The organism is Rathayibacter rubneri (genome assembly GCF_023743255.1).
GTDB classification, from domain to species: domain Bacteria; phylum Actinomycetota; class Actinomycetes; order Actinomycetales; family Microbacteriaceae; genus Rathayibacter; species Rathayibacter rubneri.
On the sequence record NZ_JAMRYM010000053.1, the window covers coordinates 1 to 25,326 of the forward strand.

Genomic DNA, 25,326 nt, shown 5'->3' on the forward strand with positions numbered 1-25,326 from the left:
CACGAAGCTCGACGCCGACGACGAGAACGACGACACGCTGCCCGCGAAGGCCGCGGCGTGGAACCCGCTCGACCCCGAGTACCAGACCGGGTCCTCACCCGCCCGCTCGTACGCCACGGCCAGCGCGCTCGCCCACTCCGACTCGAGCCCCAGCAGCACCGCCCACGGCAGCAGCCGCTCGGTCACCTCCACGACCTCCACCGGTCCGGACCGGCTCCGCTGCGCACCCTCGGGCGACTGCAGCATCGCGAACCGGTCGGCCTCGGCCAGCTTCAGGTACAGCTCCAGCCCGCGCAGGTGGTCGCGCAGCTCCGCGCCCGCCGCGGTCAGCGGCACCTTCGCCAGCAGCACGCACACCGTCGCGCCCACCGCGATCGCGACCAGCACCAGCACGAACGGCAGCGCTCCGCCCAGCGACGCGACGAGCAGTCCAGCACCGCCGACCACCGCGACGATCGCGGCCACGACGGTGGCCAGGATCAGCCACACCGATCCGCGGACGGTGCCCGGACGCCGCAGGCCCTCCTCCTCGAGCCGCTTCGGCACAGCGTGCAGGAACCCCGTGACCGCCGTGCCGAACTCCTTGTCCTTGTCCGAGAGGTCGCGAACAGTGCCCGGCGCGGGCGAGGCTCCGAACGCGATGTCGCGGAAGCGCTGCTCGTCGACCGCCAGGGGCCGCGGTCGACCGGCGCCCCGCAGCGACACCTGAGCCGGATCGAGCACCCGCAGCAGGAACGCCGGCTTCCCCTTGGGCCCGTCGACCTCCTCGATCCGGGCGAACCGCCGCACCGCCGCGTCGACCAGTGCCGCCGCGGCCGCCCGGGTGGTCTTCGACCGCAGCTGAGCCGACAGGAACAGCCCCTGCACCGGCGGCTCGTACTCGGCGATGATCGTCGGCCGCCCCGGCGCGTCCTTGAGGACCGTCGCCCTGCGGTGCACCGACGCCGCGAGCAGCGCCAGCAGCGCCACCAGTCCGACCAGCTGCACCCACCCCCACGCCGAGGCGAAGTAGCTGTCGTCCCGCGGAGTGAAGGTGCCGGGAGCGAACCCCACCGCGACGGTCACGTTCTCGCCCGCCGCCAGGTCCGCGCCCGTCGCCGTCACCACCGAGTCCCCCTCCTCGAGGACGCACCCCTCGGTCGAGCCGGCGGCACCGCGGTAGCAGGAGGCCGTGCCGGTCGCCGCCTCCGCGAGCCCGGGGCCGAGCTCGATCCGGATCCGGTAGTCCTCGAACGGCTGCCGCCAGGCGGTGCCGTTCGTGTCCCAGTAGAACTCGTCCTCTCCGCTCGAGGTGCCGGAGGCGGGCAGCGTCACGTTCCGCTGCCGGTAGGTGAAGACGTACGTCTGCGCACCGGCGACGTAGTCGTCATCGGCACTCGTGACGATCAGGACGTCGTCCTCCGTCTCGGTGTCGAACGGCCGCGGCGCACCGTCCCCGTCCGTCACCGACACCAGCTCGACGTCCGTCGGATGCCCGTCGAAGCGGAGCGGGATCGCCCGCTGCATCCCGCGGTTCTGGTTCCGCGGGAACTCGGCGACGAAGGTCTCCTCGGTCGTCAGCGTCGAGCGGCCCTCGTCGTCGCGGTCGAGCACGAAGTCGGCCGAGTACCCCGAGAAGCGGAAGTCGTCGACTCCGGCCAAGAGACCGCTCGCCGAGGCGGCGGGCGCGGCGAGCAGCGGAGCGAGGAGCAGCCCGGCTGCGGTGACGGCCGACAGGACACCGGTGGGAATCGCCCTCATGCTCCCGAGCGTAGGCGCGCGCCGTGGCGCGGCGCGTCCGTCGGACGGGCGAGAACTACTGCAGCAGGAACTGCGTCGTGGACCCCGAGGGGATCCCCGCGATCGACACCGACAGGGCGTAGGCCGCCCCCTCGGCCGAGACGGCCTCCCGCCCGCCGGAACAGGTGTCCGGTGAGGAGCGGGTGCGGTCCCAGGTGATGGGGCTGCCGGTCACGGTCCGGCCCGCCTGCAGGAGGACCTCGAGATCCGAAGCGCCGGTCTGGCAGTCCGTCGACCTCCAGATCGGGTCGGAGCCGCTCGTGATCGTGAAGACCTGCTGCGACGTCCCCGCATCGATGAGGCAGTCCGAGTTCGAGATGTTGGCCAGCGACAGCGAGAGCTGAGGGTTCTCCCCCGCGGCGTAGCTCGTCGCGTCCGTCACCGCCGTGACCGCGACCATGTCGGCCGTGCAGTCCGGAACGGCTCCGGACGCGGTCGGCATCGACGACGGGTAGAGCGTGGGCAGCGGAGTGGCCGTGGGACTCGCGCTGCCGGCGCGCGGTGATCCGGCCCAGGGCTGCAGCGACAGCACGACCGCCAGCCCCGCGACGATCACGAGGAGGGCGAGCAGGACCCCGGCCCGGCGCCTGCGGTAGACCGCGGAGGGCAGGCGGCGGGGTGGCGGAGTCACCGGAACAGGCTACGACGCCGCAGCCGTCAAAGCGTCTTGAGCATGCGGGTGTTGCCGAGCGTGTTCGGCTTCACCCGCGCCAGGTCGAGGAACTCGGCGACGCCCTCGTCGGGGGAGCGCAGCAGCTCGGCGTACACCTCGGGGTCGACGACCTTCTCGCCGATGGGCGAGTAGCCGTGCCGCGCGAAGAAGTCGACCTCGAAGGTCAGGCAGAACAGGCGCTTCAGCCCCAGCTCGCGGGCGTCGTTCTCGAGCCGCTCCAGGATGTGGTGGCCGACCCCGCGGCCGAGCCAGCCGTCGGCGACGGCGAGAGTGCGCACCTCCGCGATGTCGTCCCACATCACGTGCAGGGCGCCGCAGCCGATGGCGTTGCCCTCGCCGTCCTCGGCGATGCGGAACTCCTGCACCGCCCCGTAGAGCACGACGCGGTCCTTCCCGAGCAGGATCCGCTCGTTCACGAGGGGCTCGCTCAGCTCCTGGATGAAGGGGACGTCGCTCGTGCGCGCCCGGCGCACCGGGTACTTCCAATCGGCCATTGGACAAGCGTAGGGCCTGGTGAACAGGGCCCGGACGACGACGAGCCCGCCCCCTCCGCAGAGGGGACGGGCTCGTCGTGGTCGTGCGTGCTACGCCATCAGGTCGGGCGTCGCCGGACCGGCGGTCGCCGCTCCGGTCGTCGCACCGGCGCTGATCGAGATGAGGCGCGGAGTCGTCGTGAAGACGAACTTCCCCTCGGCGAAGTCCACGTGGATGTGGTCTCCCGAGCCGAGCTGGCCGTGCAGGATCTGCTCGGACAGCTGGTCCTCGATCTCGCGCTGGATCGCGCGGCGGAGGGGGCGGGCACCGAGGGCCGGGTCGAACCCGACCTCGATGAGGCGCTCCTTCGCCGGCTGCGTCAGCTCGACGGTCATGTCGCGGTCGAGCAGGCGGTCGCCCAGGCGCTTGATGAACAGGTCGACGATCTGGAGCAGCTCGGGCTTGGACAGCTGCGGGAAGACGATGGTGTCGTCCACGCGGTTGAGGAACTCGGGCTTGAAGTGCTTCTTCAGCTCCTCGTTGACCTTGCCCTTCATGCGGTCGTAGCCGGTGGCGTTGTCGCCCTCGATCTGGAAGCCGACGGGGCCGCCCGCGATGTCGCGCGCTCCGAGGTTGGTGGTCATGATGATGACGGTGTTCTTGAAGTCGACCACCCGGCCCTGACCGTCGGTCAGGCGTCCCTCCTCCAGGATCTGGAGGAGCGAGTTGAAGATGTCGGGGTGCGCCTTCTCGATCTCGTCGAACAGGACCACGCTGAACGGCTTGCGGCGGACCTTCTCGGTGAGCTGGCCGCCCTCCTCGAAGCCGACGAACCCGGGAGGGGCGCCGAACAGCCGCGAGACGGTGTGCTTCTCGCCGTACTCCGACATGTCGAGCGAGATCATCGCGTTCTCGTCGTCGAAGAGGAACTCGGCGAGCGCCTTCGCCAGCTCGGTCTTGCCGACGCCCGTGGGGCCGGCGAAGATGAACGATCCGGAGGGGCGCTTGGGGTCCTTGAGGCCGGCGCGGGTGCGGCGGATGGTGCGCGAGAGGGCCGCGATGGCCTCCTCCTGGCCGATGACGCGCTGGTGCAGCGCCTTCTCCATGAAGACGAGCCGCGAGGACTCCTCCTCGGTCAGCTTGAACACCGGGATGCCGGTCGCCTGGGCGAGGACCTCGGCGATCAGGCCCTCGTCGACGACACCGGTCGCCTTGACGTCGCCCGACTTCCACTGCTTCTCGAGGCGCAGGCGCTCACCGAGCAGCTGCTTCTCCTCGTCGCGGAGCGAGGCGGCCTTCTCGAAGTCCTGGTCCTCGATCGCGGCCTCCTTCGCGGCGCGGACGACGGCGATGCGGTCGTCGAAGTCGCGCAGCTCCGGGGGTGCCGACAGGATCGAGAGGCGCAGGCGTGCGCCGGCCTCGTCGATCAGGTCGATCGCCTTGTCCGGGAGGAAGCGGTCGCTGATGTAGCGATCCGCGAGGTTGGCGGCCGAGACGATGGCGCCGTCGGTGATGGACACCTTGTGGTGCGCCTCGTAGCGGTCGCGCAGGCCCTTGAGGATGTTGATCGTGTGGGGGAGCGACGGCTCCGCCACCTGGATCGGCTGGAAGCGGCGCTCGAGAGCGGCGTCCTTCTCGAAGTGCTTGCGGTACTCGTCGAGCGTGGTCGCGCCGATCGTCTGCAGCTCGCCGCGGGCGAGCAGCGGCTTGAGGATCGAAGCGGCGTCGATCGCGCCCTCCGCGGCCCCTGCGCCGACGAGGGTGTGGATCTCGTCGATGAAGGTGATGATGTCGCCGCGGGTGCGGATCTCCTTCGTCACCTTCTTCAGGCGCTCCTCGAAGTCGCCGCGGTAGCGGGAACCGGCGATGAGCGAGCCGAGGTCGAGCGTGTAGAGCTGCTTGTCCTTCAGCGTCTCGGGCACGTCTCCGCGCACGATCGCCTGGGCGAGGCCCTCGACGACGGCGGTCTTGCCGACGCCGGGCTCGCCGATCAGGACGGGGTTGTTCTTGGAGCGGCGCGAGAGGATCTGCATCACGCGCTCGATCTCCTTCTCGCGCCCGATGACCGGGTCGAGCTTGTTGTCGCGCGCGGCCTGGGTCAGGTTGCGGCCGAACTGGTCGAGGATCTGCGAGCCGCCCTGGGGCTGCTGCTGCTCTCCTCCGACCGCGACCTGCTCCTTGCCCTGGTAGCCCGAGAGGAGCTGGATGACCTGCTGGCGCACGCGGTTGAGGTCGGCGCCGAGCTTCACGAGCACCTGCGCGGCGACGCCCTCGCCCTCGCGGATGAGCCCGAGCAGGATGTGCTCGGTGCCGATGTAGTTGTGGCCGAGCTGCAGGGCCTCGCGGAGCGAGAGCTCGAGCACCTTCTTGGCGCGCGGCGTGAAGGGGATGTGCCCCGTCGGCTGCTGCTGCCCCTGGCCGATGATGTCCTGGACCTGCTCGCGCACCGCGTCGAGCGAGATGCCGAGGGACTCGAGCGCCTTGGCGGCCACTCCCTCGCCCTCGTGGATCAGCCCGAGCAGGATGTGCTCCGTGCCGATGTAGTTGTGATTGAGCATCTTGGCCTCTTCCTGGGCCAGGACGACGACGCGCCGTGCGCGATCGGTGAATCTCTCGAACATGCTGTCACTCCCTACGGAACCCGCAGGGGTGGGCTCCGATAGAGACGACTGTAACCAGCGCTCCCCCGGGTCGGACCCCCTGTTCGCCCTGGGCGTGAGGCGATCGCGGAGGAGTCCCGCCCGCCGGGTCGGGACGGCGCGCGCGGGCGCCGCATCGTCCCGTTCGCGGGCATTGCGTCGAGACCCGCACTACCGCCACAGTGACGGCAGTGCCCTCGCGGAGGAGGGCCGCGAACACGGGGGACCACCAGCATGAACCGATCCGACCGCCCGCTCCTGCGAGGCACTCTCACCGCCGCGACCGTCCTGGGCCTCTCGCTCGCGGGAGCAGCGACGGCCTCGGCCGAGAACCCGAGCGACTGGGAGGACGGCATCCACGCCGACGGCGGCGCACTCGTGGTCGACGCGGGCCCCGAGTACGCCGGGTACGACGTCCTGGTGCAGGCGCAGCTGCCGCTCGGCGCCGGACGCGGCGCCGGGGTGTGGATCGTCAAGAAGGCCTCGCTCGATGTGCAGGGCGATGCGACCGTCCTGAACTTCTCGGGTCCGGTCAACCTCTACTTCTCCAGCCCGAGCGCCGTCGACTCTGAGCCGGAGCTCGCGGAGCCCGCTGCGACCGCCGCGATCTACCGCGGAGCGACTATCGAGTACGACGTCGATCCGGCCGCGGGCACCGCGGTCGTGGACGGAGTGGTGCCGGAGCCCGAGATCCCGACGCTGAGCGGGCTGCAGTACACCGTCTCGACCTTCGCCCGGTCGTCGGTCGCGCCCTCGAGCTACGTCGTCGGCGAGGACTTCGACCTGGTCGTCTCGGATCTGCAGTGGGCGACGCAGGGCGACCTGGACGGTCTCGCGACCCGCACGATGATCTACTCCGAGCCGACCCTCCTCGGCTCGTCGACGGTCACGGACGGCACCGTCGTCCAGACGGTCCCCGCCGAGTACACGGACGAGCCCCACACCGTCGCGCTGTTCGACGTCTACGGTCGCCTGCTCGCCAGCGCGACCCTCGACGGGGGCGCCGCCGCGACTCCCGGGACGACGCCGACCGCCGCGCCGACCACGCCCGCCGCCGCGGCTCCGGTCGCGCACAGCGGCGCGAAGCCCGGCTCGAGGACCGGCGCGCACCTCGCCGAGACCGGCGTCGAGACGGGCGCCGGAGCGCTGCTCGCCGGCCTCCTGCTCGCCGCCGGTGCCGGCGGCCTCGTCGTCGCCCGACGCCGCGGCGCGCGCGCCTGACGCACGACGACGGAGCGTCCGCCCCGGCGGTGCGCGAGCACCCCGGCCGAGGCGCTTCGATGACCCCGAGGCGAGCACTGCTGGCGGTGCTCGCCTCCGTCGTGCCCGGGCTCGGCCACCGGATGCTCGGCCGACCCCGATCGGCGATCGTCCGAGCGGGAGCGGCCGTGGTCGCCGTGCTGGTCGTCGCCCTGACGGCGGCGGTCGTGCTGCGGGATCCGCGCACGCTCGTCGGTCTCGCGACCGACACCCGGGCACTGCTGCTGCTCGGCGTCGTCGGAGCACTCGTCGGGTTGTTCTGGGCCTCCGGTCCGATCGGGGCGGCCCTCCTCGCGCGGCGCGGCCCCGTACCGCGGCCCGCCCTCGCCGCGGTCACCGTGCTGGCCGTCCTGGCGCCGCTCGGAGCGACGGCCTGGTGGGTCTCGACCGTCTCGGCCCAGCACCGCCTCCTGACCGCGATCTCCGCCTCCGGGGCCGGCGCCGAGCCCGTCGACGGCCGCTACAACATCCTGCTGATGGGGATCGACGAGGATCCGCTGCGCGACCAGGTGCTGCTGCCCGACTCCCTCACCCTGGTCAGCGTCGACGCCGTGACCGGGCGCAGCGTCCTGTTCGGGATCCCGCGCACCGCCGCGAACTTCCTCTACCCGTCGGGCTCGGCACTCGCGGGCGCGCTCCCGCAGGGCACTCGCTGCATCGCGGGCTGCGGCATCAACCACACCTACCAGTACGGCCTCGAGCATCCGGACCTCTACCCCGGCAGCGCGGATCCCGGCGCCGAGGCGATGCGGGACGCGGTCGAGGGCTACACGGGCCTGCCCGTCTCGGCCACGGTCTCGATCCGCATGACCGGCTTCGTCGACCTCGTCGACGCCCTCGGCGGGGTCTCGGTCGTGGTGAACCGCGCCGTCCTGCAGGCCGGGGTGCCCGACGACGGCAGCGGTCGACCCGTCGAGTACGGGCCGCCGATCCCGACCGGTCTCCAGCATCTCGACGGCGGCGAGGCGCTCTGGTTCGCCCGCTCGCGCGTGAACACCTCCGACGCCGACCGCTCCGAGCGCCAGGGCTGCCTGCAGGCCGCCCTGTTCCGCCAGGTCGACCCGCTGACCGTCCTGACCCGCTTCGACGCGATCGCCCGAGCGGGCGGCGAGAGCGTCTCGACGAGCCTGCCCGCCGCCTCGCTCCCCGCGCTCGCCCGCCTCGCCGTCGCCGCCCGCGAGCACCCGTTCGTGCGCGTGGAGCTCGGCCTGCCCCTGACCGTGCCCGAGCAGCCCGACACGGAGCTCGTCCACCGCAGCGTCGCCGACGCGATCGCGGGCGCGCGCGACGACGAGGCGATGACGATCGAGGTGCCCGAGGCGGGGACTCCGGTGGAGGGGCCCGCGGTCAGGGCGCCCGCGGCGGCGGCACCCCTGTCGCCGGAGCCGGTCGAGCCCGCGTGCAGCGTCCCGTGACCCTCCTCCGCAGCTCCATGCAGAGGCATACACTTCCCGCATGAGCAACCTGGAGAAGCACCCGGACGAGCACCCGGTGCCCTCCGCCCGCAGCACGGCGGCCGAGCCCGAGTCGATCGGGACCCCGCCGGTCGAGATCCTCGAGGCGCGCCTCGTGCCCCTGGGCGGCCCGCGCGCCATCGAGGTGCGCCGCACCCTCCCCCAGCGCTCGCGCTCCACGATCGGCGCCTGGTGCTTCGCCGACCACTACGGCCCCGTCACCCTGGGCGAGGAGGCCGGGATGGACGTGCCGCCGCATCCGCACACCGGTCTGCAGACCGTCAGCTGGCTCTTCGAGGGCGAGATCGACCACCGCGACAGCGTCGGCAGCCATCAGCTCGTTCGGCCGGGCGAGCTCAACCTGATGACGGCGGGCACCGGGATCTCGCACTCCGAGGTCTCGACCGGCGGCGCGCCCGTGCTGCACGGCGTGCAGCTGTGGGTCGCCCTGCCGGAGAGCGCACTGGGAGTCGCGCCGTTCTTCGAGCACCACCGCGGCGTGCGGGTCGAGCTGCCGGGCGCCGTGGTCCGCGTCGTCGTCGGAGCGATGCTGGGCGCGTCCGTCCCCGCGAGCACGTTCACGCCGCTCCTCGCCGCGCAGATCGACCTCGAGCCCGGCGCGCGCCTCGAGTTGCCGGTCGACGTCACCTGGGAGCACGGGGTCCTGGTGGACGCGGGCCCCGTGCAGGTCGAAGGTGTCGAGGTGGCGCGCGCCGACCTCGGCTACGTCGCTCCCGGGCTCTCGACGCTCCGCCTCTCGGCGGGAGACGACGGTGGACGCGTGATGCTGCTCGGCGGCGAACCGTTCGAGGAGGACCTCGTGATGTGGTGGAACTTCGTCGGTCGCAGCCACGACGACGTCGCCGCCGCGCGCGAGCGCTGGCAGGACGACGTCATCGCGGCGGGCGACCCCTCGGGTCCGTTCGGCGCCGTCGACGGCTACGACGGCCGCGCGCTCCCCGCGCCGACGCTGCCGTCGGTCCGGCTGAAGCCCCGCCGCCGGGTCTGAGGAGCCGCGGCTACTCCTTCGCCGCGCTCGCCTTCTCGGCTCCGCTCTTCTCCTCGCCGGCCTCGTCCGCCGTCTTCTGCGCCGCCTTCGCCGCCGCCGCCCGATCGGTCGCCTCCGCGCTCTCGCGGAACGCGCGCCGCGGATCCTGGGTCGCGCTCATCGGCGAGAGGTCGCGCGAGCCGATCGCATCGACGATCCAGCCCGAGATCACGCGCCACTTGCGGTCGAGGCTCGGCATCGCCGCGCCGTGGTACGCGCGGTGGGCGAGCCAGGCGAGGGGACCGCGCAGCTTCACGCCCTTGATCACGCCCGCGCCCTTGCCGATGCCGTACTCGGCGACCGTGCCGACCGAGACGTGGCGGTACTCCTCGACGGGGCGCCCGGTGAGGTCGGCCATGATGTTGCGCGCGAGGAGCTTCGCCTGGCGCACCGCGTTCTGCGCGTTCGGCGGGTAGTACGCGGGCTGCTTCTCGGCGGTGAGGTCGGGGACCTGCGCACCGTCGCCGGCCGCCCAGGCGCCGGGGACGGGCGTGCCGTCCTCGCGGATCACGCGCAGGCGGGCGTCGGCCATGACATGACCGCGAGGACCGCGCGGCGCGTCCGTCGCCTCCAGGATCGGGTTCGGCTTGACGCCGGCCGTCCACACGAGCGTGGCCGTCGGGATGCGCTCGCCGCTCGAGAGCTCGACGACGCCGTCCTCGCACGAGGGCATGGTGGTCTTCAGGTGCACGTTCACGCCGCGGGCGCGCAGGTGCTCGAGCGTCCACTTCGAGAGCTCGGGGCCCACCTCCGGAGCCACGCGGTCGAGGGCTTCGACGAGGTGCCAGCTCACGTCGCCCATCGAGAGCGACGGCTGCGCCGCGAGGGTGCGGCGGCTGAGGTCGAGCAGCTCGCTGAGCGCCTCGACGCCGGTGTAGCCGCCGCCGACGAAGACGAAGGTCAGCAGGCGGCGACGCTCGGCCGGGTCCGTCGTGAGGGCGGCGCGGGCGATGCTCTCGATGACGCGGTCGCGCAGGTGCGCGGCCTCCTCGAGCGTCTTGAAGCCGATGCCGTGCTCGGCGAGGCCCGGGGTGGGAAACGTGCGCGTGACCGCACCCAGCGCGAAGACCACCTGATCGAACGGGATCGTGCGCGTGGATCCGTCGAGGGCGGCGACGGACGCGGTGCGCTCCTCCAGGCTCACCCCGGTGATCGCCCCGCGGATGACGCGGGTGCGCTTGAGGGCCGAGATCAGCGGCACCGTGACGTGGCGCGGCTGGACGTGACCGCCGGCCACCTCGGGCAGCAGCGGCTGGTAGGTCATGTAGGGGTTCGGCTCGACGACCGTGACGTCGATCGGAGCGAGCCCGCGGAGCTTCTCGAGTCCCCAGGCGGTGTAGAGGCCGACGTACCCGCCGCCCAGGATGAGGATGCGCGTGGTTCCGGATGCCGTCATGTCGATCCCTTCTCGGACCCGGCGCGACGAGACGGGCCGAGTGCAGCGGTGCGGAGGAGTGATCGACGCTACGCCGACGTCCGCGACGCGCACAGGGCCTTGCGCCCGGGAGCCCGAGGAGCGAGAGTGCGCGCGGGTCGACGGCCCACGCTCGGCGCGCGCTCAGCCGACCGCACGCTCGTCCCGGTGCAGGTGGCGGCGGTACTCGCTGGGCGAGAGTCCGGTCTCGGTGGCGATCGCGCGTCGCAGGCGCTCGGGCGACGAGAAGCCCGAGCGCCGGGCGACGTCGCTGAGCGGGAGCTCCGCCCCTTCGGGGGCGGCGACGATGCGGAGCGCGTTCTCGGTGCGGACGGCGGAGAGGAGGTCGCGCAGCGTCGTGCCCCGCTCGTCGGCGACGGCCCGCTGCAGCGTCCGCAGGCTCACGCGGCAGCGGCGCGCGACGGTGCCCGGGTCGAGCGTCGGGTCGGTGTAGTCGGACCGGATCACCTGCTCGGCGGCGTCGACCATGTCGTGCAGACCCCTCCGCTCGCCAGGGCCGTCTGCCCGCTCGCCGTCGAGCACCCGGCCCAGACGCTGCACGGCGTCCCTGAGGTAGTCGGCCTGCACCGCGTGCGCGATGTCAAGGTCGGCGAGGACGGATCGCAGCACGGACCGGGCCGTGAGCGACACGGGCGACGGCGGCAGACGGCGCGGCGGCTCCGCCCGGCGCGGCCGCTCGGAGGCGGGCAGCGCGAGGCGCAGCAGGAGGAACCGCACGGGGCGCGGGGCCGTCGCCACGACCGGCACACCGGCGGAGACGATGAGGACGCCGTCCGCCACCGTCGAGCGCCCGGCGGCCGAGTCGATCAGGAGCTCGCCCTCCATCGGCAGCACGAAGACCGTCGCCGCCTCGACGACGCGATCGCTCGGCCGCCGGAGCACGAGCGGCGTCGAGACGACGTGCAGGATCCGCACCCCCTCGACCGCGGCGACGGCGAGGTCCATCCGGAACGCCTGCGGCGACACGACGTCGACGTCGATCGACCGGCGCAGCGCGGCGAGCCCCTCGGCACCCCGCAGCCGGACGGTGCGCGCCCCCGCGCTCAGCGGAATGCTCGCGGGGTTCTGCAGGACGGGGCGTGGGACCACGGTGGCGACTCCGATCGTGAGCACGGCCGCCACGGAGGCGACGGCGCTCGGAGCCTACAAGGGGTGAGAGTTCCTCGGCTCTACCCCGAACGGGTCACTGGAGGGCGGAGGTGAGCCTCGCCAGGTTGTCGAGGATCGTGGAGCGCAGGGGCTGACCGCGCCACTCCCGGAGCGTGAGCTCGCGCGAGTGCTCGCGGTAGTCCTGCTGCACCTGGCGCAGGTCCTCGACGAACTCGGAGCCGCGCACCATCAGCGAGACCTCGAGGTTGAGGGTGAACGACCGCATGTCCATGTTGCTCGAGCCGATGACGGCGACGTCGTCGTCGATCGTGAAGTGCTTCGCGTGCAGGATCGTGGGCTTGCGGTACATCCAGATGCGCACGCCCGCCGTCAGCAGCGTCTCGTAGTAGGAGCGCTGGGCGTGGTAGACGACGGCCTGGTCGCCGATCTCGGACACGAACAGCTCGACGTGCACCCCGCGGCGGGTCGCCGTCGTGATGGCGTAGAGCATGGCCTCGTCCGGCACGAAGTAGGGGCTCGTGATGATGATCGACTTCTGCGCGGAGTAGAGGAGGGCGAGGAAGAGGCGCAGATTGTTCTCGCCGGCGAATCCGGGCCCGCTCGGCACGACCTGGCAGTCGATCGTGTCGCGCTGCTGCAAGGCTTCCATCGGCTCCGACTCGCGCAGGAGCAGCTCGTCCGTCTCGCTGTACCAGTCGGTGATGAAGATCGCGTTCAGACCCTGCACGACGGGCCCCTCGAGGCGCACCATCAGGTCGTGCCAGTGCAGGCCGCGGCGGATGTTGCCGCGCTTGTTGTAGCTCGAGTCGACGACGTTCTGCGAGCCCATGAAGGCGGCGTTGCCGTCCACGATCAGCAGCTTGCGGTGGTTGCGGAGGTCGGGCCGCTGGTACTGGCCGCGCCACGGGCGCACGGGCAGCATGTACGACCAGTGCGCTCCGGCGTCCCGCAGCGCCCGGAGTCGGCGGTAGGTGCCGCCGGCGTAGCCCGGCACGCGGATGGACGCGATGTGATCGAGCAGGATCCGCACGGTCACCCCTCGGGCGACGGCGCGGTCGAGGGCGGCGAAGAAGGGCTCGGTGGTCGAGTCGGCGGCGAGGATGTAGAACTCGCAGTGCACGTAGCGGCGGGCGCGGTCGATCTCGGCCGCCATCGCCCGGATGGTCTCCTCGTACCCGCCCTGCAGGCGCGCGTCGTTGCCGCCGACCAGCGGCATCGCTCCGAGGTTGCGGTTCAGCGTCACGACCGACTCGAGCCACAGCGGCCACGGGTGGTTGCGCGCGACGCGGTCGATGCCCTCGGTCGACTCGAGGATGAACCGGTTGATCTCCTCCTGCTTGCGCCGGCGCTTGCGCGGGAGCCGGTAGCTGCCGATGAAGAGGAACAGCAGGATGCCGACATACGGGATCAGGAAGATCGCCATCAGCCACGCGAGCCCGGTGGTCGGGCGGCGGTTGCGCGGCACGACGATCACCGCCACGACGCGGACGACGAGCTCGACGACGATCGCGGCCACGGCGAGCACGAGCGACCAGTCGGGTGGGGTCACCGGGTCTCCTCGCCGTGTCTGGATCGCGTGCAGGAGGCGGGCGCCGTCGCGCCGTGCATCTCTGCGGGGTCGGTCAGGAGGCGTCGCGCGGCGGCAGACCGCGGCGGGCGCGCTCCCTCGCCTCGATGCGGTCGTAGGCGCGGCGCTCGTTGCGGTCGGAGCGGATCAGAGCGCGCATGATGTACCAGAAGATCAGGCCGATGCTGACGGTCGGCAGAAGAGCCCACAGCCCCTGATTCCAGATCTCCCAGTCCATGGGCCGATCCTACCCGGGCGAGCCGTGCCCCGACCGGGGATGGCCGCCGGACGAGCGTCAGCGGCTCTCGAGGGACCGGTTGAGGGCGGACGCGTCGGCGTTCAGCCCTTCCAGCTCGGTGCGGAGCGCGTCGTACTCGGCGATGTCGGCGTCGATGGCGTCGCGGGTCGCGTCGATCGCCTCGCCGCGCTCCAGCAGCTCCGCGCGCTCGGCGTCGAACGCGGCCTCGGAGGCGAAGTCGCCGCTGTCGGCGCGGGTGTTGAACGCGTCGATCTCGGCGTTCAGCGCGTCGTACTCGGCATTGTTCGCATCGACGCGGGCGGTGAGGTCGGTGTACAGCGCGTCGATGCGGGCGACCAGATCGGTGATGCGGTTCTCGAGGTCGGTGAACACGGCCTCGTAGCGCTCGTTCAGGCCGACGACGACGGAGCGGTCCGTGAAGAACTGCGCGTAGTGCGCCTCGAGCGCCGGCGGCAGATCGGCGACCTCGGTGCCCAGGATGGAGTGCAGCTCGTTGACGCGCTCGCCCAGGCCGCCGGTGCGGTACAGCTCGAGGCGCTCGGCGATCTCGCCGCCCTCGGGGAGGCCCTCGTACGCCGCCTCCAGCTCCGCGCCCAGCTCGCTCCGCTCGTCGTCGTCGAGCCGGACCCAGGCGGCGTGCAGCATCTCGTGCGCGGCCGTGACGTCGCGGATGCCGTCGAGATCGGGGTTGTCGACGTCCGAGATGAAGATGTCGGTGCCGGTGTAGCAGCCCAGGACGATCTCGTCCGAGGCGCCGTAGCCGCAGAGCTCGTTGAAGCCGGACGTCGGCTCCACCGAGGGGTGCGAGGCGTAGTACAGGGCTCGGCCGCGGGTCGACATGGCCGTCCGCTCGGCGAAGCCCTCGATCACGGCGTCGGGCGTGAACGACTCCGCCGCCCGCTGGTCGGCGACCGCCGTGCCGAGGTCCGCCGAATCGGCGAGCACCGAGCCGGCGACCACGGTGCCGACGCCGAACTGGGCGACGGTGAGCACGCCCGCGAGGGCGATCGCGACGATGCTGGATGCGCGGACCACGTCTCCCCCGTCCGGCCAGGAGGCCGTCGTCGTCGGCTGCGGGGACCTGCTCCGCCGCCGGACAAGGCTACTTGACGAGCGGGAACAGGATCGTCTCGCGGATCCCCAGGCCGGTGATCGCCATCAGCAGGCGGTCGATGCCCATGCCCATGCCGCCGGTGGGCGGCATACCGTGCTCGAGGGCGCGGAGGAAGTCCTCGTCCAGCCGCATGGCCTCGTCGTCGCCGGCCGCCGCCTGGCGCGCCTGCTCGACGAAGCGCTCCCGCTGCACGACGGGATCGACGAGCTCGGAGTAGCCGGTGGCGAGCTCGAACCCGCGCACGTAGAGGTCCCACTTCTCGACGACGCCCGGGATGCTCCGGTGCGCCCGGACGAGCGGCGACGTGTCGACGGGGAAGTCGAGGACGAACGTCGGGCGGGTGAGCGAGCCCTTCACGAAGTGCTCCCACAGCTCCTCGACGTACTTGCCGTGGGTGGGCACGTGCACCTCGACGCCCTCGCGCTCGGCGAGCGTCTCGAGCTCGACGATCGGGGTCGCGGGCGTGATCGCGATGCCGGCGGCCTGCGAGAGGCTCTCGTACATCGAGATGCGGTCCCACTCGCCCCCGAGGTCGAACTCGGTGCCGTCGGCCCAGGTGACCACGTGCGATCCGGCGACGGCGAGCGCCGCGTTCTGGATCAGCTCCTGGGTGAGGTCGGCGATCGACGTGTAGTCGCCGTACGCCTGGTAGGCCTCGAGCATCGCGAACTCGGGCGAGTGCGTGGAGTCGGCGCCCTCGTTGCGGAAGTTGCGGTTGATCTCGAAGACGCGGTCGATGCCTCCGACGACGGCGCGCTTGAGGTACAGCTCCGGGGCGATCCGCAGGTAGAGCTCGGTGTCGAACGCGTTGGAGTGCGTCGCGAAGGGGCGGGCCGAGGCTCCGCCGTGCATGACCTGCAGCATCGGCGTCTCGACCTCGAGGAAGCCGTGCGAGGTGAAGGTGCTGCGGAGCGACGCGTTGACGGCCGCGCGGGTGACGACCGTCTCGCGGGCCTGCGGACGCACGATCAGGTCGAGGTAGCGCTGGCGCATCCGCGTCTCGTCGCCGAGCTCGTTGTGCAGGTTCGGGAGCGGGAGGATCGCCTTGGCGGCGATGGTCCAGTCGGACACCCAGACGCTCAGCTCGCCGCGCTTGCTCGAGACGACCTCGCCCTCGACGAACAGGTGGTCTCCGAGGTCGACGAGCTCCTTCCAGGCGGCCAGCGACTCCTCGCCGACGTCGCCGAGCGAGACCATGGCCTGGATCCGGGCGCCGTCGCCGGACTGCAGCGTCGCGAAGCAGAGCTTGCCCGTGTTGCGCTGGAAGACGACGCGGCCGGCGAGGCCGACGCGGTCGCCGTCGGAGTCACCGACACGATCGCCGCGGACTGAGCGGCCGCGATCACGGCGTCGATCCCTCCGTCGGCCGCCGACGCGGCGGCCTCGAGGACGTGCGGGATCGTGCGGGCCGCTCGGCGCTCGCGGGCGTCGAGGTAGCGGTTGCGGCTCGAGAGGGCGAGGCCGTCCTCCTCGCGCACCGTCGCGACGGCCTCGATCACGACCGGGACGTCGAGGTCGCGCACCATGCGGCGGACCAGGAACAGCTGCTGCGCGTCCTTCTGCCCGAAGAACGCGACGTCGGGCTGCACGATGTGCAGGAGCTTCGCGACGACGGTGAGCATGCCGTCGAAGTGGCCGGGGCGGGAGCGGCCCTCGTAGAGGGTGCCGACGTGCCCGGCGACGACGCGGGTGGAGGAGGGGCCGTCGGGGTACATCTCGGCGACGGTCGGAGCGAAGACGACGTCGACGCCCTCTGCCTCCAGCAGCGCGGTGTCGGCGGCGAGGTCGCGCGGATAGCGGTCGAGGTCCTCGGTGGGGCCGAACTGCAGCGGATTGACGAAGATCGAGACGACGACGAGGTCGGCGCTCGCGCGCGCCGCGTCGACGAGGGCGAGGTGCCCCTCGTGCAGCGCGCCCATGGTGGGGACCAGGGCGATGCGGGATCCGGCGTGCCGCGCCTCGGCCAGCCGCTCGCGGAGGGCGTCGACGCGTTCGATGGTGCTGATCACCCGACGATGCTATCGGCGGGGGCCGGGCGGTACTCCCGGGGGACGCGGGTCTCGATACGCCCCTCCGAGGCTACTCGACCAGCAAGCAGCGGGCGGCGAGAGCGCCCGGCACGCCTGCTCCGCTGATCGAGTAGCCCGCGTAGCGGGCGTATCGAGATCCACCAGCACCGGACAGGCCGCAGCCAGCACCGCGCTCGGTCGACGCGGGTCTCGATACGCCCCTCCGGGGCTACTCGACCAGCGAGCAGGGGGCGCTCAGCCGGCGGCGCGGCGCAGGGCGTCGTCGACGGAGGAGCGCACGAGGCTCGAGAGGAAGAAGCCCGGCTTCTCGACGCCGATGCCCGCGAGCAGGCCCGCCGCCTGGTCGACGATGGCGCTCGAGAACGTGGTGGCGGTCGAGACGGCCTCCGCGTAGGCGGCGCGGTCGGCCTCGGCCACGGTGACGGGCTCTCCGCCCATCTCGACGACGAGCGCTTGCGCGATCGGGAGCACGGGTCCGGGAGCCGTGACCGCGAAGTAGGTCTCGGCGAGGCGGGCGAGGTCCAGGCTCGTGCCGCTGAACGCCATCGCAGGGTGCACGGCGAGCGGGATCGCCCCTCCGGCGAGGGCGGGAGCGAGCACGCCGTAGCCGTGCTCGGGCGCCGTGTGCAGAACGAGCTGCCCGGGCTGCCAGACGCCCGCCGCGGCGAGGCCCGCCACGAGCGCGCCGAGCTCGTCCCCGGGCACGGCGAGCACCACGAGCTCGCTGCGCTCGACGAGGTCCGGGATCGCGAGGATCGGGGCGCCCGGGAGGAGCGCGTCGGCGCGCTCGCGGCCGGTCTCGCTCGTGGTGGCGACTCCGATGATCGCGTGGCCGGCGTTCGCGAGCGCCGCGCCGAGCACGGGTCCGACGCGGCCGGCTCCGATCACTCCGACGCCGAGGCGTCCGTCGCGGCGGGTGTCAGGCATGGGGCTCCCCCTCCGGAGCGGGCCAGGGCGAGGGCGCCGGCCGGGGTGCGGGTGCGGATGCGGCGCGGCGCCCCCAGAGGTGGCTCCCGTCGCGCTCGGCGGCGCGGACGCCCGCCCGCGAGAGCCTCTCGAAGAAGGCCAGGGCGTCGGCGGCGCCCATCACCGGGATCGTCGCGGTGACGGGGCCGGCGACGGTGTGCACGTGCGCCGACGAGACTCCGAGCAGGCGCTGGACGGGACCCTGCTGCACGCCGATGCTCTGCATCCGGGCGAGCGGGACGACCACGACGTGCCGCCACACCGCTCCGCTGCGCAGGATCGCCACGTCCTCGGTCAGGCGGTAGCCGGTGCGGCGCCACGAGAAGGGGCGGAGCCAGGCGGCCGCACGGGGCGCGCTCGTGAAGCCGGCCGCGTCGCGCTGCCGCAGCGCATCGCCGACGGGTGTCGCCTCCGCTCCCTCCGCCGCCCCCGGCAGCAGCAGGCCGAGCACCTTCTCGACGTCCTGCAGATCGCCGACCGGCAGGATCGTCGTGTTCGGCTCGCCGTTCGCCCCCTGCGACGCCGCGTGTCCGGCCCGGTCGATCTTGACCTGCCACCAGCCGAACGGGCGCCAGAGCAGCGGCTGAGCGATCTCGACCGCGTGGATGCGGCCGGGCGGGAGCGTGTCACTGCTGGTCGAGAAGACGCCGTAGCCCACGCGCACACCGTCGGCGGTGCCCGAGATCGAGTAGCGCAGCGAGCGCACGAACTTGCGGATGTAGTAGCTGCCGGAGCCGATCAGGCCCGGCAGGATCGCGAAGAGGACGACGGGCGTGCCCTGAACGGCCACGAGGACCACCGCGACGATCGCCGCGGCGAGGAACAGCGTGAATCCGCTGAAGACGAGCGAGCCCAGCAGTCGCCCGGGCGGGATCGTCACCACGGACTCGGGAGGCGTGCCGTCGTCGTCCACCTCGCCGAACTCCTCGATCCTGCGCGCGAGGAAGCCGCCGGCGGGCGCGGCGCCCGGCACGTCCGCCTCGCGCTCGCGCACACCGGAGGCCAGGCGGAGGATGTCGCGCCGAAGGGCGTCGACCAGGCGCGAGCCGAGGTACGAGAGCTGCACGTTGGCGTCCTGGCCGGCGACGCCGACCTCGAGCTTCGCGGCGCCGACGAGCCGCGCGACGAGCGGGCGCTGCACCGCGATGCCCTGGATGCGGTCCAGGCGCGCGCGGCGGTTCGTCCGGAACAGCACGCCCGAGCGCACCTCCACCACCTCGTCGGTGATGCGGAAGGTGTGCATGCGCCACGAGAGCCAGAAGGCGAAGACGGCGACGCCGAGTCCGACCGCGACCGCCAGCAGCGCCCAGCCGATCAGCCCGCGGTCCACCAGCTGGTCGACGGGGTCGCCGCTCTCGTAGCCGCCCGGCGCGGGCAGGAAGAACTCGACGAGGCGCTCGCGCAGGTTCGTGATCAGGATGCCCAGGACGACGAGCAGTCCGATGCCGCCCTTGAGGACGGGGGTCGCCGGATGCAGGCGGTGCCACTCGCCATCGGCGAGGGCGGTCTCGATGCCGCGGACGGGCGCCTCGGCGGCGCCGCTCACAGTCCGGCCCGGCGCGACTCGGCCAGCGCGACGAGGCGGTCGCGCAGCTCCTCCGCCTCGGCCTCGACGAGACCGGGGATGCTCACGCCGGTCGCGGCGGCCGCGGTCACGAAGCGCAGATCGGCGAGGCCGAGCGCTCGGGCGAGCGGGCCCCGGTTGACGTCGATGAGCTGCATCCGGCCGTAGGGCACCGAGACGAAGCGCTGGAACATGATGCCGCGGCGGAAGAGCAGGTCGTCGGCGCGCAGCAGGTAGCCGTAGGAGCGGGCCCGGCGCGGAGCGACGATCAGGAGGGTCAGGGCGAGCGCCGCGGCGACGGCGAGCGCGATCCAGGCCCAGCCGACCCCGATCAGCAGCAGCACCACCGGGGTGATCAGCAGCACGACGCTCGAGACGACCGCCTGCACGAACTCGACCGCGACGTACTTGGGCGAGACGCGCCGCCACTCCCCCGTCACCTCGAGCCGGGTGCCGGGAGCGCTCGGTGCGGCGGGCGGAGGAGCGGACTCCTGCTGCGCCTCCTGCTCGCGCCTCGCCTCGCGGCGCGACAGCGGCTGCGGCTCGGATCCGGGCTGCGGCTCGGGCGGAGCGTCGACGGACGGCCGGGGCTCGAGCCCCGGTTCGGGGCGCGTCTCGTCCGTCATGCTCGGGTACTCCTGTCGGCGGCGGGCCCGGAGTCGGCGTCAGGCGTGGTTCGCCTCGCCGACCACCGCGTCGTCGTCGTCATCGCTCGGCGGGATGGTGCAGAGGTGCTCGGCGACCAGACCGGCCACCAGCAGGACGATCGATCCCGCGATCGTGGCGACGTCCTGCCACACGGAGCCTAGCGAAGGCACCACCGCGCGGCTCAGCAGGTAGAGCAGGATCCCGCCGGAGGCTCCGAGCAGCAGCGCGCCGACGAGGCTCGAGGCCTTGGCGAGCACGACGACCCGCATCGCGCGGAACGGGTCGATGCGCCGGCGGAGGGTCCCCTTCGTCGCGCGGTGGATCGGGATGGCGAAGCCGAGCACGAGCGCTGCCACGACGACCAGCGTCAGCGGCACCGTCAGCGGCGGCACGAGCACGGCCCGGCCCGAGGACGCGATGGCGAGGTCCAGGAGGAAGCCCACCACGGCGCCGGCGAGGCCCAGGCCGAGCAGGGTGCTGAGTCGGGTGCGCTTCACGGAGTGCTGCTCTCGGTGTCGGACGTGCCGGGGGCGGTGCTCGTCTGTGCGCCCGGGGGGCGGGCGCCCCGCCACGCTATCGCCTCGGGCCAGGGGTGGACCGGGTCGGTCGCGCGGGCGCGGAGCCGGGCGACCGGGCCGAGCCCGGGCAGGACGGCGTCGGGCTCCACGTCGAGCCACGGCTCGAGCACGAACGCGCGCTCGGCGGCGCGCGGGTGCGGCAGCGTGAGGTGCGCGTCGTCGCGGACGACGGCTCCGACGACGATCAGGTCGATGTCGAGCGTGCGGTCGCCCCAGCGCTCCTCGCCCTCGCCCCGGATCCGACCGCCGGCGCGCTCGATCGCCGCGGTCGCGGCGAGCAGGTCCTCGGGATCGAGGGTCGTCGCTCCGGCGACGACGGCGTTGAGGTAGCCGGGGGCGTCCGGATCGGGTCCGTCGAGCTTCCAGGCGGGCGTCTCGACGACCTTCGACACGGCGTGCAGGCGCAGCCCCGGGGTGGTGGCGAGCGCGCGGACCGCCTCCTCCAGGTGGGCGAGGCGATCGCCCAGGTTGCTGCCGAGCGCGAGCACGACGCGGCGCTCGGGGCGGATCCGCTCCTGCCGGGGTCTCACGAGCGCGTCCTCGTGATCTGCACGGCGACGTCGTCGAAGGGCAGCGGGATGGGGGCGTCGGGCTTGTGCACGGTGATGCGGACGACGTCGGCCGCGGCGAAGCCGAGCGCGACGGCGGCGAGGCGCTCGGCGACGGTCTCGATGAGATCGACCGGGTCGCGGGTGACCGCATCCGCCAGCGCGATCGCGAGTTCGCCGTAGTGCACGGTCTCGGCCAGGGCGTCCGCTCCGGCCGCAGGTGCGACGTCGAGCCAGACGGTCGCGTCGATGACGAAGTCCTGGCCGTTCTCGCGCTCGAAGTCGAAGACGCCGTGGTGCGCGCGCACGCGCAGGCCCGTCAGCGTGATCGAGTCGCGCAGGGCGAGGGAGGCGGGGTCGACGGCGGTCACGGGAGCTCCTCGTGCAGGCGGGCGGAGAGCGCCAGGGCGCGGGCGCTGGAGCGGACGTCGTGCACGCGGACGCCCCAGGCGCCGCGGTCGGCCGCGATCAGGCTGAGCATCGCGGTCACGTCGTCGCGCTCGGCGGCCGGGGCGCCGCCGGGGGCGAACGGGGCGAGGAAACGCTTGCGGGAGTGCCCGACGAGCACCGGGAACCCGAGCGAGACGATCGCGTCGAGGCGGGCGAGCAGCGCCCAGTCGTGCCCGCCGTTCTTCGCGAAGCCGAGGCCCGGATCCAGGATCAGGCGGTCGTCGCGGATCCCGGCCTCGCGCGCCGCGTCGATCCGGCGCTCGAGCTCGCCCCGCACCTCGCCGACGACGTCGGAGTAGGACGCGAGCGCGTTCATGTCGGCGCTGTGGCCGCGCCAGTGCATGGCGATGTAGACCGCGCCGCGCTCGGCGACGAGCGGCAGCATCGCCGGGTCGGCGAGCCCGCCCGAGACGTCGTTCACGACGAGCGCTCCGGCGTCGAGAGCGGCCTCGGCCGTGGACGCGCTCATCGTGTCGATGCTGACCTGCACCCCCTCCGTCGCGAGCGCGCGCACCACGGGCAGCACGCGCGCCTGCTCGGCCTCGGCGTCCACGCGCGCCGCCCCGGGGCGGGTCGACTCGCCGCCGACGTCGACGAGGTCGGCGCCGAAGGACGCCGGGCCCTCGCCGCTGGAGCGGGTCATGCCGATGCCGTGGCGCACGGCGTCGTCGACGGAGAACCAGCGCCCACCGTCGCTGAAGGAGTCGGGGGTGACGTTCAGGATCCCGAGGAGGGCGGCGCGATCGGGCGGCGCGAGGTCCGCGGCAGAGGGGGGCACGTCACTGCCCCCGAGCGGCGCCGATCAGCGCGATGATCTCGGCACGGGCGGCGGGCGGGGCGAGTGAGCCGCGGGCGGCGACCGTGACGGTCGAGCTGCGGGTCTGGCGCGGGCCGCGCATCCGCACGCACCCGTGCTCGGCGTCGACGACGACGACGACGCCCTCGGGAGCGAGTCCGGTCTGGATCACGTCGGCGATCTGCTCGGTCAGACGCTCCTGCAGCTGCAGCCGCGAGGCGACGGTCTCGACGACCCGCGGCAGACGACCGAGGCCGACGACGCGCTCGCCCGCGCGGTACGCGATGTGCGCCACCCCGACGAACGGCAGCAGGTGGTGCTCGCAGACGGAGCGGAACGCGAGATCTCGCACGATCACGGTCTGGCCGTCCGGGTGCACGGTCGCGTCGCCCTCGACGACCGCGAAGGTCTCGTCGAGGTGCGAGGCCGGATCGAGGTCGCTCTCGCCGAAGAACTCCTCGTACGCCTCGGCGAAGCGCCGGGGGGTGGAGGCGAGCCCCTCGCGGCCCGGGTCGTCCCCGATGGCCGCGAGGAGCTCGACGACGGCCGCCTCGATGCGCGCCTTGTCGACGGGCATCGGAGGCTACGCCGTCGCGGGACGCGGGTTGATCAGCGGCGGGCGGTGCGGTGCGGTCTCCTCGGTGCCGGCGGAGGTGACTCCGCCGTCGGTGGCACCCGCGTCGATCGGCGCCTTGGCGGCGGGGATCGCGATGGGCGGGAGATCGGACAGCGGGCGCTTGTCGCTCGAGAGCCACTGCGGGCGCTCGTCGATGCGGCGCACGTCCTTGAAGATGACGGCCAGCTGGTCGTGGTCGAGCGTCTCCTTCTCGAGGAGGTCGGCGGCGAGGCGATCGAGGATGTCGCGGTTGGCGTTGATGACCTGCCACGCCTCGTCGTGCGCCTGCTCGATCAGCTGCCGCGTCTCGGCGTCGACCCGCTCGGCGATCTGCTCGGAGTAGTCGCGCTGGTGGCCCATGTCGCGGCCGAGGAACATCTCGCCCGAGGACTGGCCGAGCTTGACGGCTCCGACGTTCGAGGACATGCCGTACTCGGTGACCATCTTGCGGGCGATCGCGGTCGCCTTCTCGATGTCGTTCGACGCCCCGGTGGTGGGGTCGTGGAAGACGATCTCCTCCGCGACGCGGCCGCCCATGGCGTAGGTCAGCTGGTCGAGCAGCTCGTTGCGGGTGGTGGAGTACTTGTCCTCGAGCGGGAGCACCATCGTGTAGCCGAGTGCCCGGCCGCGCGGCAGGATCGTCACCTTGGTGACGGGGTCGGTGTGGCGCATCGCCGCGGCGGCGAGGGCGTGGCCGCCCTCGTGGTAGGCGGTGATCAGCTTCTCCTTGTCGCGCATGACGCGCGTACGGCGCTGCGGACCGGCGATGACGCGGTCGATGGCCTCGTCGAGCGCACGGTTGTCGATGAGCTGCGCGTTCGAGCGGGCCGTGAGCAGCGCCGCCTCGTTGAGGACGTTCGCCAGGTCGGCACCGGTGAAGCCGGGGGTCTTGCGGGCGACGACCTCGAGGTCGACCCCCTCGGCGAGCGGCTTGCCGCGGCCGTGCACCTCGAGGATGCGCTTGCGGCCCAGCAGGTCGGGGGCGTCGACGCCGATCTGGCGGTCGAAGCGGCCGGGACGCAGCAGCGCCGGGTCGAGGATGTCGGGGCGGTTGGTCGCCGCGATCAGGATGACGTTCGTCTTGACGTCGAAGCCGTCCATCTCGACGAGGAGCTGGTTCAGCGTCTGCTCGCGCTCGTCGTGACCGCCGCCCATGCCGGCGCCGCGGTGACGGCCGACGGCGTCGATCTCGTCGACGAAGATGATCGCCGGCGAGTTCTCCTTCGCCTGCTGGAACAGGTCGCGCACGCGGCTCGCGCCGACGCCGACGAACATCTCGACGAAGTCGGAGCCCGAGATGGAGTAGAAGGGCACGCCCGCCTCACCCGCGACGGCGCGGGCGAGCAGGGTCTTGCCGGTGCCGGGAGGGCCGTACAGCAGCACGCCCTTCGGGATCCGCGCGCCGACCGCCTGGAACTTGGCCGGCTCCTTGAGGAACTCCTTGATCTCGTGCAGCTCCTCGATCGCCTCGTCGGCGCCGGCGACGTCCTGGAACGTGACCTTCGGCGACTCCTTCGAGACCAGCTTCGCCTTCGACTTGCCGAACTGCATGACGCGGTTGCCGCCGCCCTGCATGCCCGAGAGCATCAGCCAGAAGAACGCGCCGATCAGGAGGATCGGGAGCAGGAAGCCGAGCGCCGACAGGAACCAGTTGGTCTGCGGCACCTCGTCGTCGTAGCCGTCGGACGGGTCGGCGGACGTGACCGCCTCGATGACCTCGGGTCCGCGCGGAGCCACGTAGTAGAACTGCACCTGGGTGCCGTTGTCGCCGTCGGCCTGCGAGAGCGTGAGATCCACGCGCTGCTCCCCGTCGACGATCTTCGCCGACTCGACCCGGCCGTCCTGCAGGAGCTGGAGGCCCTCCTGCGTGCTGATCTGCCGGAATCCGGACATCGTGATCAGAGAGGATCCGATCCAGACCGCCACGATCGCGAGGACGACGTAGAGAATGGGACCCCGGAAGATGCGCTTGACGTTCATGAATGTTGCGGGTGGAGACCCGGCACCTTTCTGACGAAGAAATGTGAGTGTCAGGCTACCTCCCGCACTCTGGGCGCGTGCCGCGCGTTCGCCGTGGGCATGCGTCGTGCTGTCTTACTCCCCGGGTGGTCGCGTTCGACGAGGCGGGCGCGACTTGGGAGCCGTGCGATCTGCAGGGGATCCGGGGCGGGCCGGACAGGGAGGAGCGGAGGGAAGCGCCTTCCCGGGCGGAAGGCCTGCAGATCGTCCGTGGGACCCGGATCAGGCGGGCGGCAGGAGGCGGGCGGCCGCCTCGGTGGCGAGGACGGCGCCGAGCTGGGCCGAGAGGGTGGCGGGGG

General features: G+C 72.6%; 21 protein-coding genes and 2 pseudogenes. 3 read left to right on the forward strand and 20 right to left on the reverse strand.

Annotated features, from left to right (window positions below):
• From NB037_RS12220 to NB037_RS12235, 4 genes are all read right to left on the reverse strand, one after another.
• Positions 1 to 1,740, reverse strand: a 1,740-nt coding sequence (locus tag NB037_RS12220; protein ID WP_251946134.1) for a DUF2207 family protein, incomplete at its 3' end; no start/stop codon positions are given.
• Positions 1,741 to 1,795: 55 nt separating this feature from the next.
• Complete coding sequence (locus NB037_RS12225; RefSeq protein ID WP_251946135.1) at positions 1,796 to 2,410, reverse strand: hypothetical protein; 615 nt, start codon at positions 2,408 to 2,410, stop codon at positions 1,796 to 1,798.
• Positions 2,411 to 2,436: 26 nt separating this feature from the next.
• Positions 2,437 to 2,946, reverse strand: coding sequence for an amino-acid N-acetyltransferase (locus NB037_RS12230; RefSeq protein WP_251946136.1), 510 nt, complete (start codon positions 2,944 to 2,946; stop codon positions 2,437 to 2,439).
• 90 nt (positions 2,947 to 3,036) lie between these two features.
• The gene (locus NB037_RS12235) at positions 3,037 to 5,547 is read right to left on the reverse strand and encodes an ATP-dependent Clp protease ATP-binding subunit (RefSeq protein WP_207407719.1); all 2,511 of its coding nucleotides are present in this window, start codon (positions 5,545 to 5,547) and stop codon (positions 3,037 to 3,039) included.
• 252 nt (positions 5,548 to 5,799) lie between these two features.
• Here NB037_RS12235 and NB037_RS12240 point away from each other — a divergent pair, with 252 nt between their 5' ends.
• Genes NB037_RS12240 through NB037_RS12250 form a run of 3 tightly spaced genes read left to right on the forward strand, consistent with a single transcriptional unit; the run spans position 5,800 to position 9,288 of the window.
• On the forward strand, positions 5,800 to 6,786 hold the full coding sequence (locus NB037_RS12240; RefSeq protein ID WP_251946137.1) for an LPXTG cell wall anchor domain-containing protein: 987 nt from the start codon (positions 5,800 to 5,802) through the stop codon (positions 6,784 to 6,786).
• Between the two features lie 59 nt (positions 6,787 to 6,845).
• Entirely contained in the window at positions 6,846 to 8,240 is a 1,395-nt protein-coding gene (locus tag NB037_RS12245; protein WP_251946138.1) for an LCP family protein, read from the forward strand.
• 40 nt (positions 8,241 to 8,280) lie between these two features.
• Positions 8,281 to 9,288, forward strand: a complete 1,008-nt coding sequence (locus NB037_RS12250) for a pirin family protein (RefSeq protein WP_251946139.1) — start codon at positions 8,281 to 8,283, stop codon at positions 9,286 to 9,288.
• Positions 9,289 to 9,298: 10 nt separating this feature from the next.
• Here the strand turns inward: NB037_RS12250 and NB037_RS12255 are convergent, their stop codons facing one another.
• The 16 genes and pseudogenes from NB037_RS12255 to ftsH form a co-directional block, all read right to left on the reverse strand.
• The gene (locus NB037_RS12255) at positions 9,299 to 10,723 is read right to left on the reverse strand and encodes an NAD(P)/FAD-dependent oxidoreductase (protein ID WP_251946141.1); all 1,425 of its coding nucleotides are present in this window, start codon (positions 10,721 to 10,723) and stop codon (positions 9,299 to 9,301) included.
• A 162-nt stretch (positions 10,724 to 10,885) separates the two neighbouring features.
• The gene (locus tag NB037_RS19915; RefSeq protein WP_251946142.1) at positions 10,886 to 11,851 is read right to left on the reverse strand and encodes a helix-turn-helix domain-containing protein; all 966 of its coding nucleotides are present in this window, start codon (positions 11,849 to 11,851) and stop codon (positions 10,886 to 10,888) included.
• 94 nt (positions 11,852 to 11,945) lie between these two features.
• Entirely contained in the window at positions 11,946 to 13,421 is a 1,476-nt protein-coding gene (gene cls / locus NB037_RS12265) for a cardiolipin synthase (protein ID WP_251946144.1), read from the reverse strand.
• 73 nt (positions 13,422 to 13,494) lie between these two features.
• Complete coding sequence (locus tag NB037_RS12270) at positions 13,495 to 13,677, reverse strand: hypothetical protein (protein ID WP_251946146.1); 183 nt, start codon at positions 13,675 to 13,677, stop codon at positions 13,495 to 13,497.
• Between the two features lie 57 nt (positions 13,678 to 13,734).
• Positions 13,735 to 14,733 (reverse strand): hypothetical protein, encoded by a 999-nt coding sequence (locus NB037_RS12275; RefSeq protein ID WP_251946148.1) that lies wholly within the window; start codon positions 14,731 to 14,733, stop codon positions 13,735 to 13,737.
• A 67-nt stretch (positions 14,734 to 14,800) separates the two neighbouring features.
• Positions 14,801 to 16,102, reverse strand: a pseudogene (gene lysS / locus NB037_RS12280) (lysine--tRNA ligase); the annotation flags it as partial.
• A gap of 35 nt (positions 16,103 to 16,137) precedes the next feature.
• A pseudogene (panC, locus tag NB037_RS12285) lies at positions 16,138 to 16,821 on the reverse strand (pantoate--beta-alanine ligase); the annotation flags it as partial.
• Between the two features lie 255 nt (positions 16,822 to 17,076).
• Entirely contained in the window at positions 17,077 to 17,769 is a 693-nt protein-coding gene (locus NB037_RS12290; protein WP_251946150.1) for a Rossmann-like and DUF2520 domain-containing protein, read from the reverse strand.
• Complete coding sequence (locus NB037_RS12295) at positions 17,762 to 19,354, reverse strand: PH domain-containing protein (RefSeq protein ID WP_251946152.1); 1,593 nt, start codon at positions 19,352 to 19,354, stop codon at positions 17,762 to 17,764. The genes NB037_RS12290 and NB037_RS12295 overlap by 8 nt, the downstream gene beginning before the upstream one ends.
• The gene (locus NB037_RS12300) at positions 19,351 to 19,998 is read right to left on the reverse strand and encodes a PH domain-containing protein (protein WP_251946154.1); all 648 of its coding nucleotides are present in this window, start codon (positions 19,996 to 19,998) and stop codon (positions 19,351 to 19,353) included. Before NB037_RS12300 ends, NB037_RS12295 begins: the two co-directional genes overlap by 4 nt.
• 39 nt (positions 19,999 to 20,037) lie before the next feature.
• Positions 20,038 to 20,517: a DUF3180 domain-containing protein gene (locus NB037_RS12305; protein ID WP_207407811.1), complete on the reverse strand. Its 480-nt coding sequence runs from the start codon at positions 20,515 to 20,517 to the stop codon at positions 20,038 to 20,040.
• Positions 20,514 to 21,128, reverse strand: coding sequence for a 2-amino-4-hydroxy-6-hydroxymethyldihydropteridine diphosphokinase (folK, locus tag NB037_RS12310; RefSeq protein ID WP_251946156.1), 615 nt, complete (start codon positions 21,126 to 21,128; stop codon positions 20,514 to 20,516). The genes NB037_RS12305 and folK overlap by 4 nt, the downstream gene beginning before the upstream one ends.
• The gene (gene folB, locus NB037_RS12315) at positions 21,125 to 21,517 is read right to left on the reverse strand and encodes a dihydroneopterin aldolase (RefSeq protein WP_251946158.1); all 393 of its coding nucleotides are present in this window, start codon (positions 21,515 to 21,517) and stop codon (positions 21,125 to 21,127) included. Before folB ends, folK begins: the two co-directional genes overlap by 4 nt.
• Complete coding sequence (gene folP, locus NB037_RS12320; RefSeq protein ID WP_251946160.1) at positions 21,514 to 22,374, reverse strand: dihydropteroate synthase; 861 nt, start codon at positions 22,372 to 22,374, stop codon at positions 21,514 to 21,516. The genes folB and folP overlap by 4 nt, the downstream gene beginning before the upstream one ends.
• A gap of 1 nt (position 22,375) precedes the next feature.
• Entirely contained in the window at positions 22,376 to 22,969 is a 594-nt protein-coding gene (gene folE, locus NB037_RS12325) for a GTP cyclohydrolase I (RefSeq protein ID WP_251946162.1), read from the reverse strand.
• Between the two features lie 6 nt (positions 22,970 to 22,975).
• Entirely contained in the window at positions 22,976 to 24,988 is a 2,013-nt protein-coding gene (gene ftsH, locus NB037_RS12330) for an ATP-dependent zinc metalloprotease FtsH (RefSeq protein ID WP_251946164.1), read from the reverse strand.
• Positions 24,989 to 25,326 lie beyond the last annotated feature (338 nt).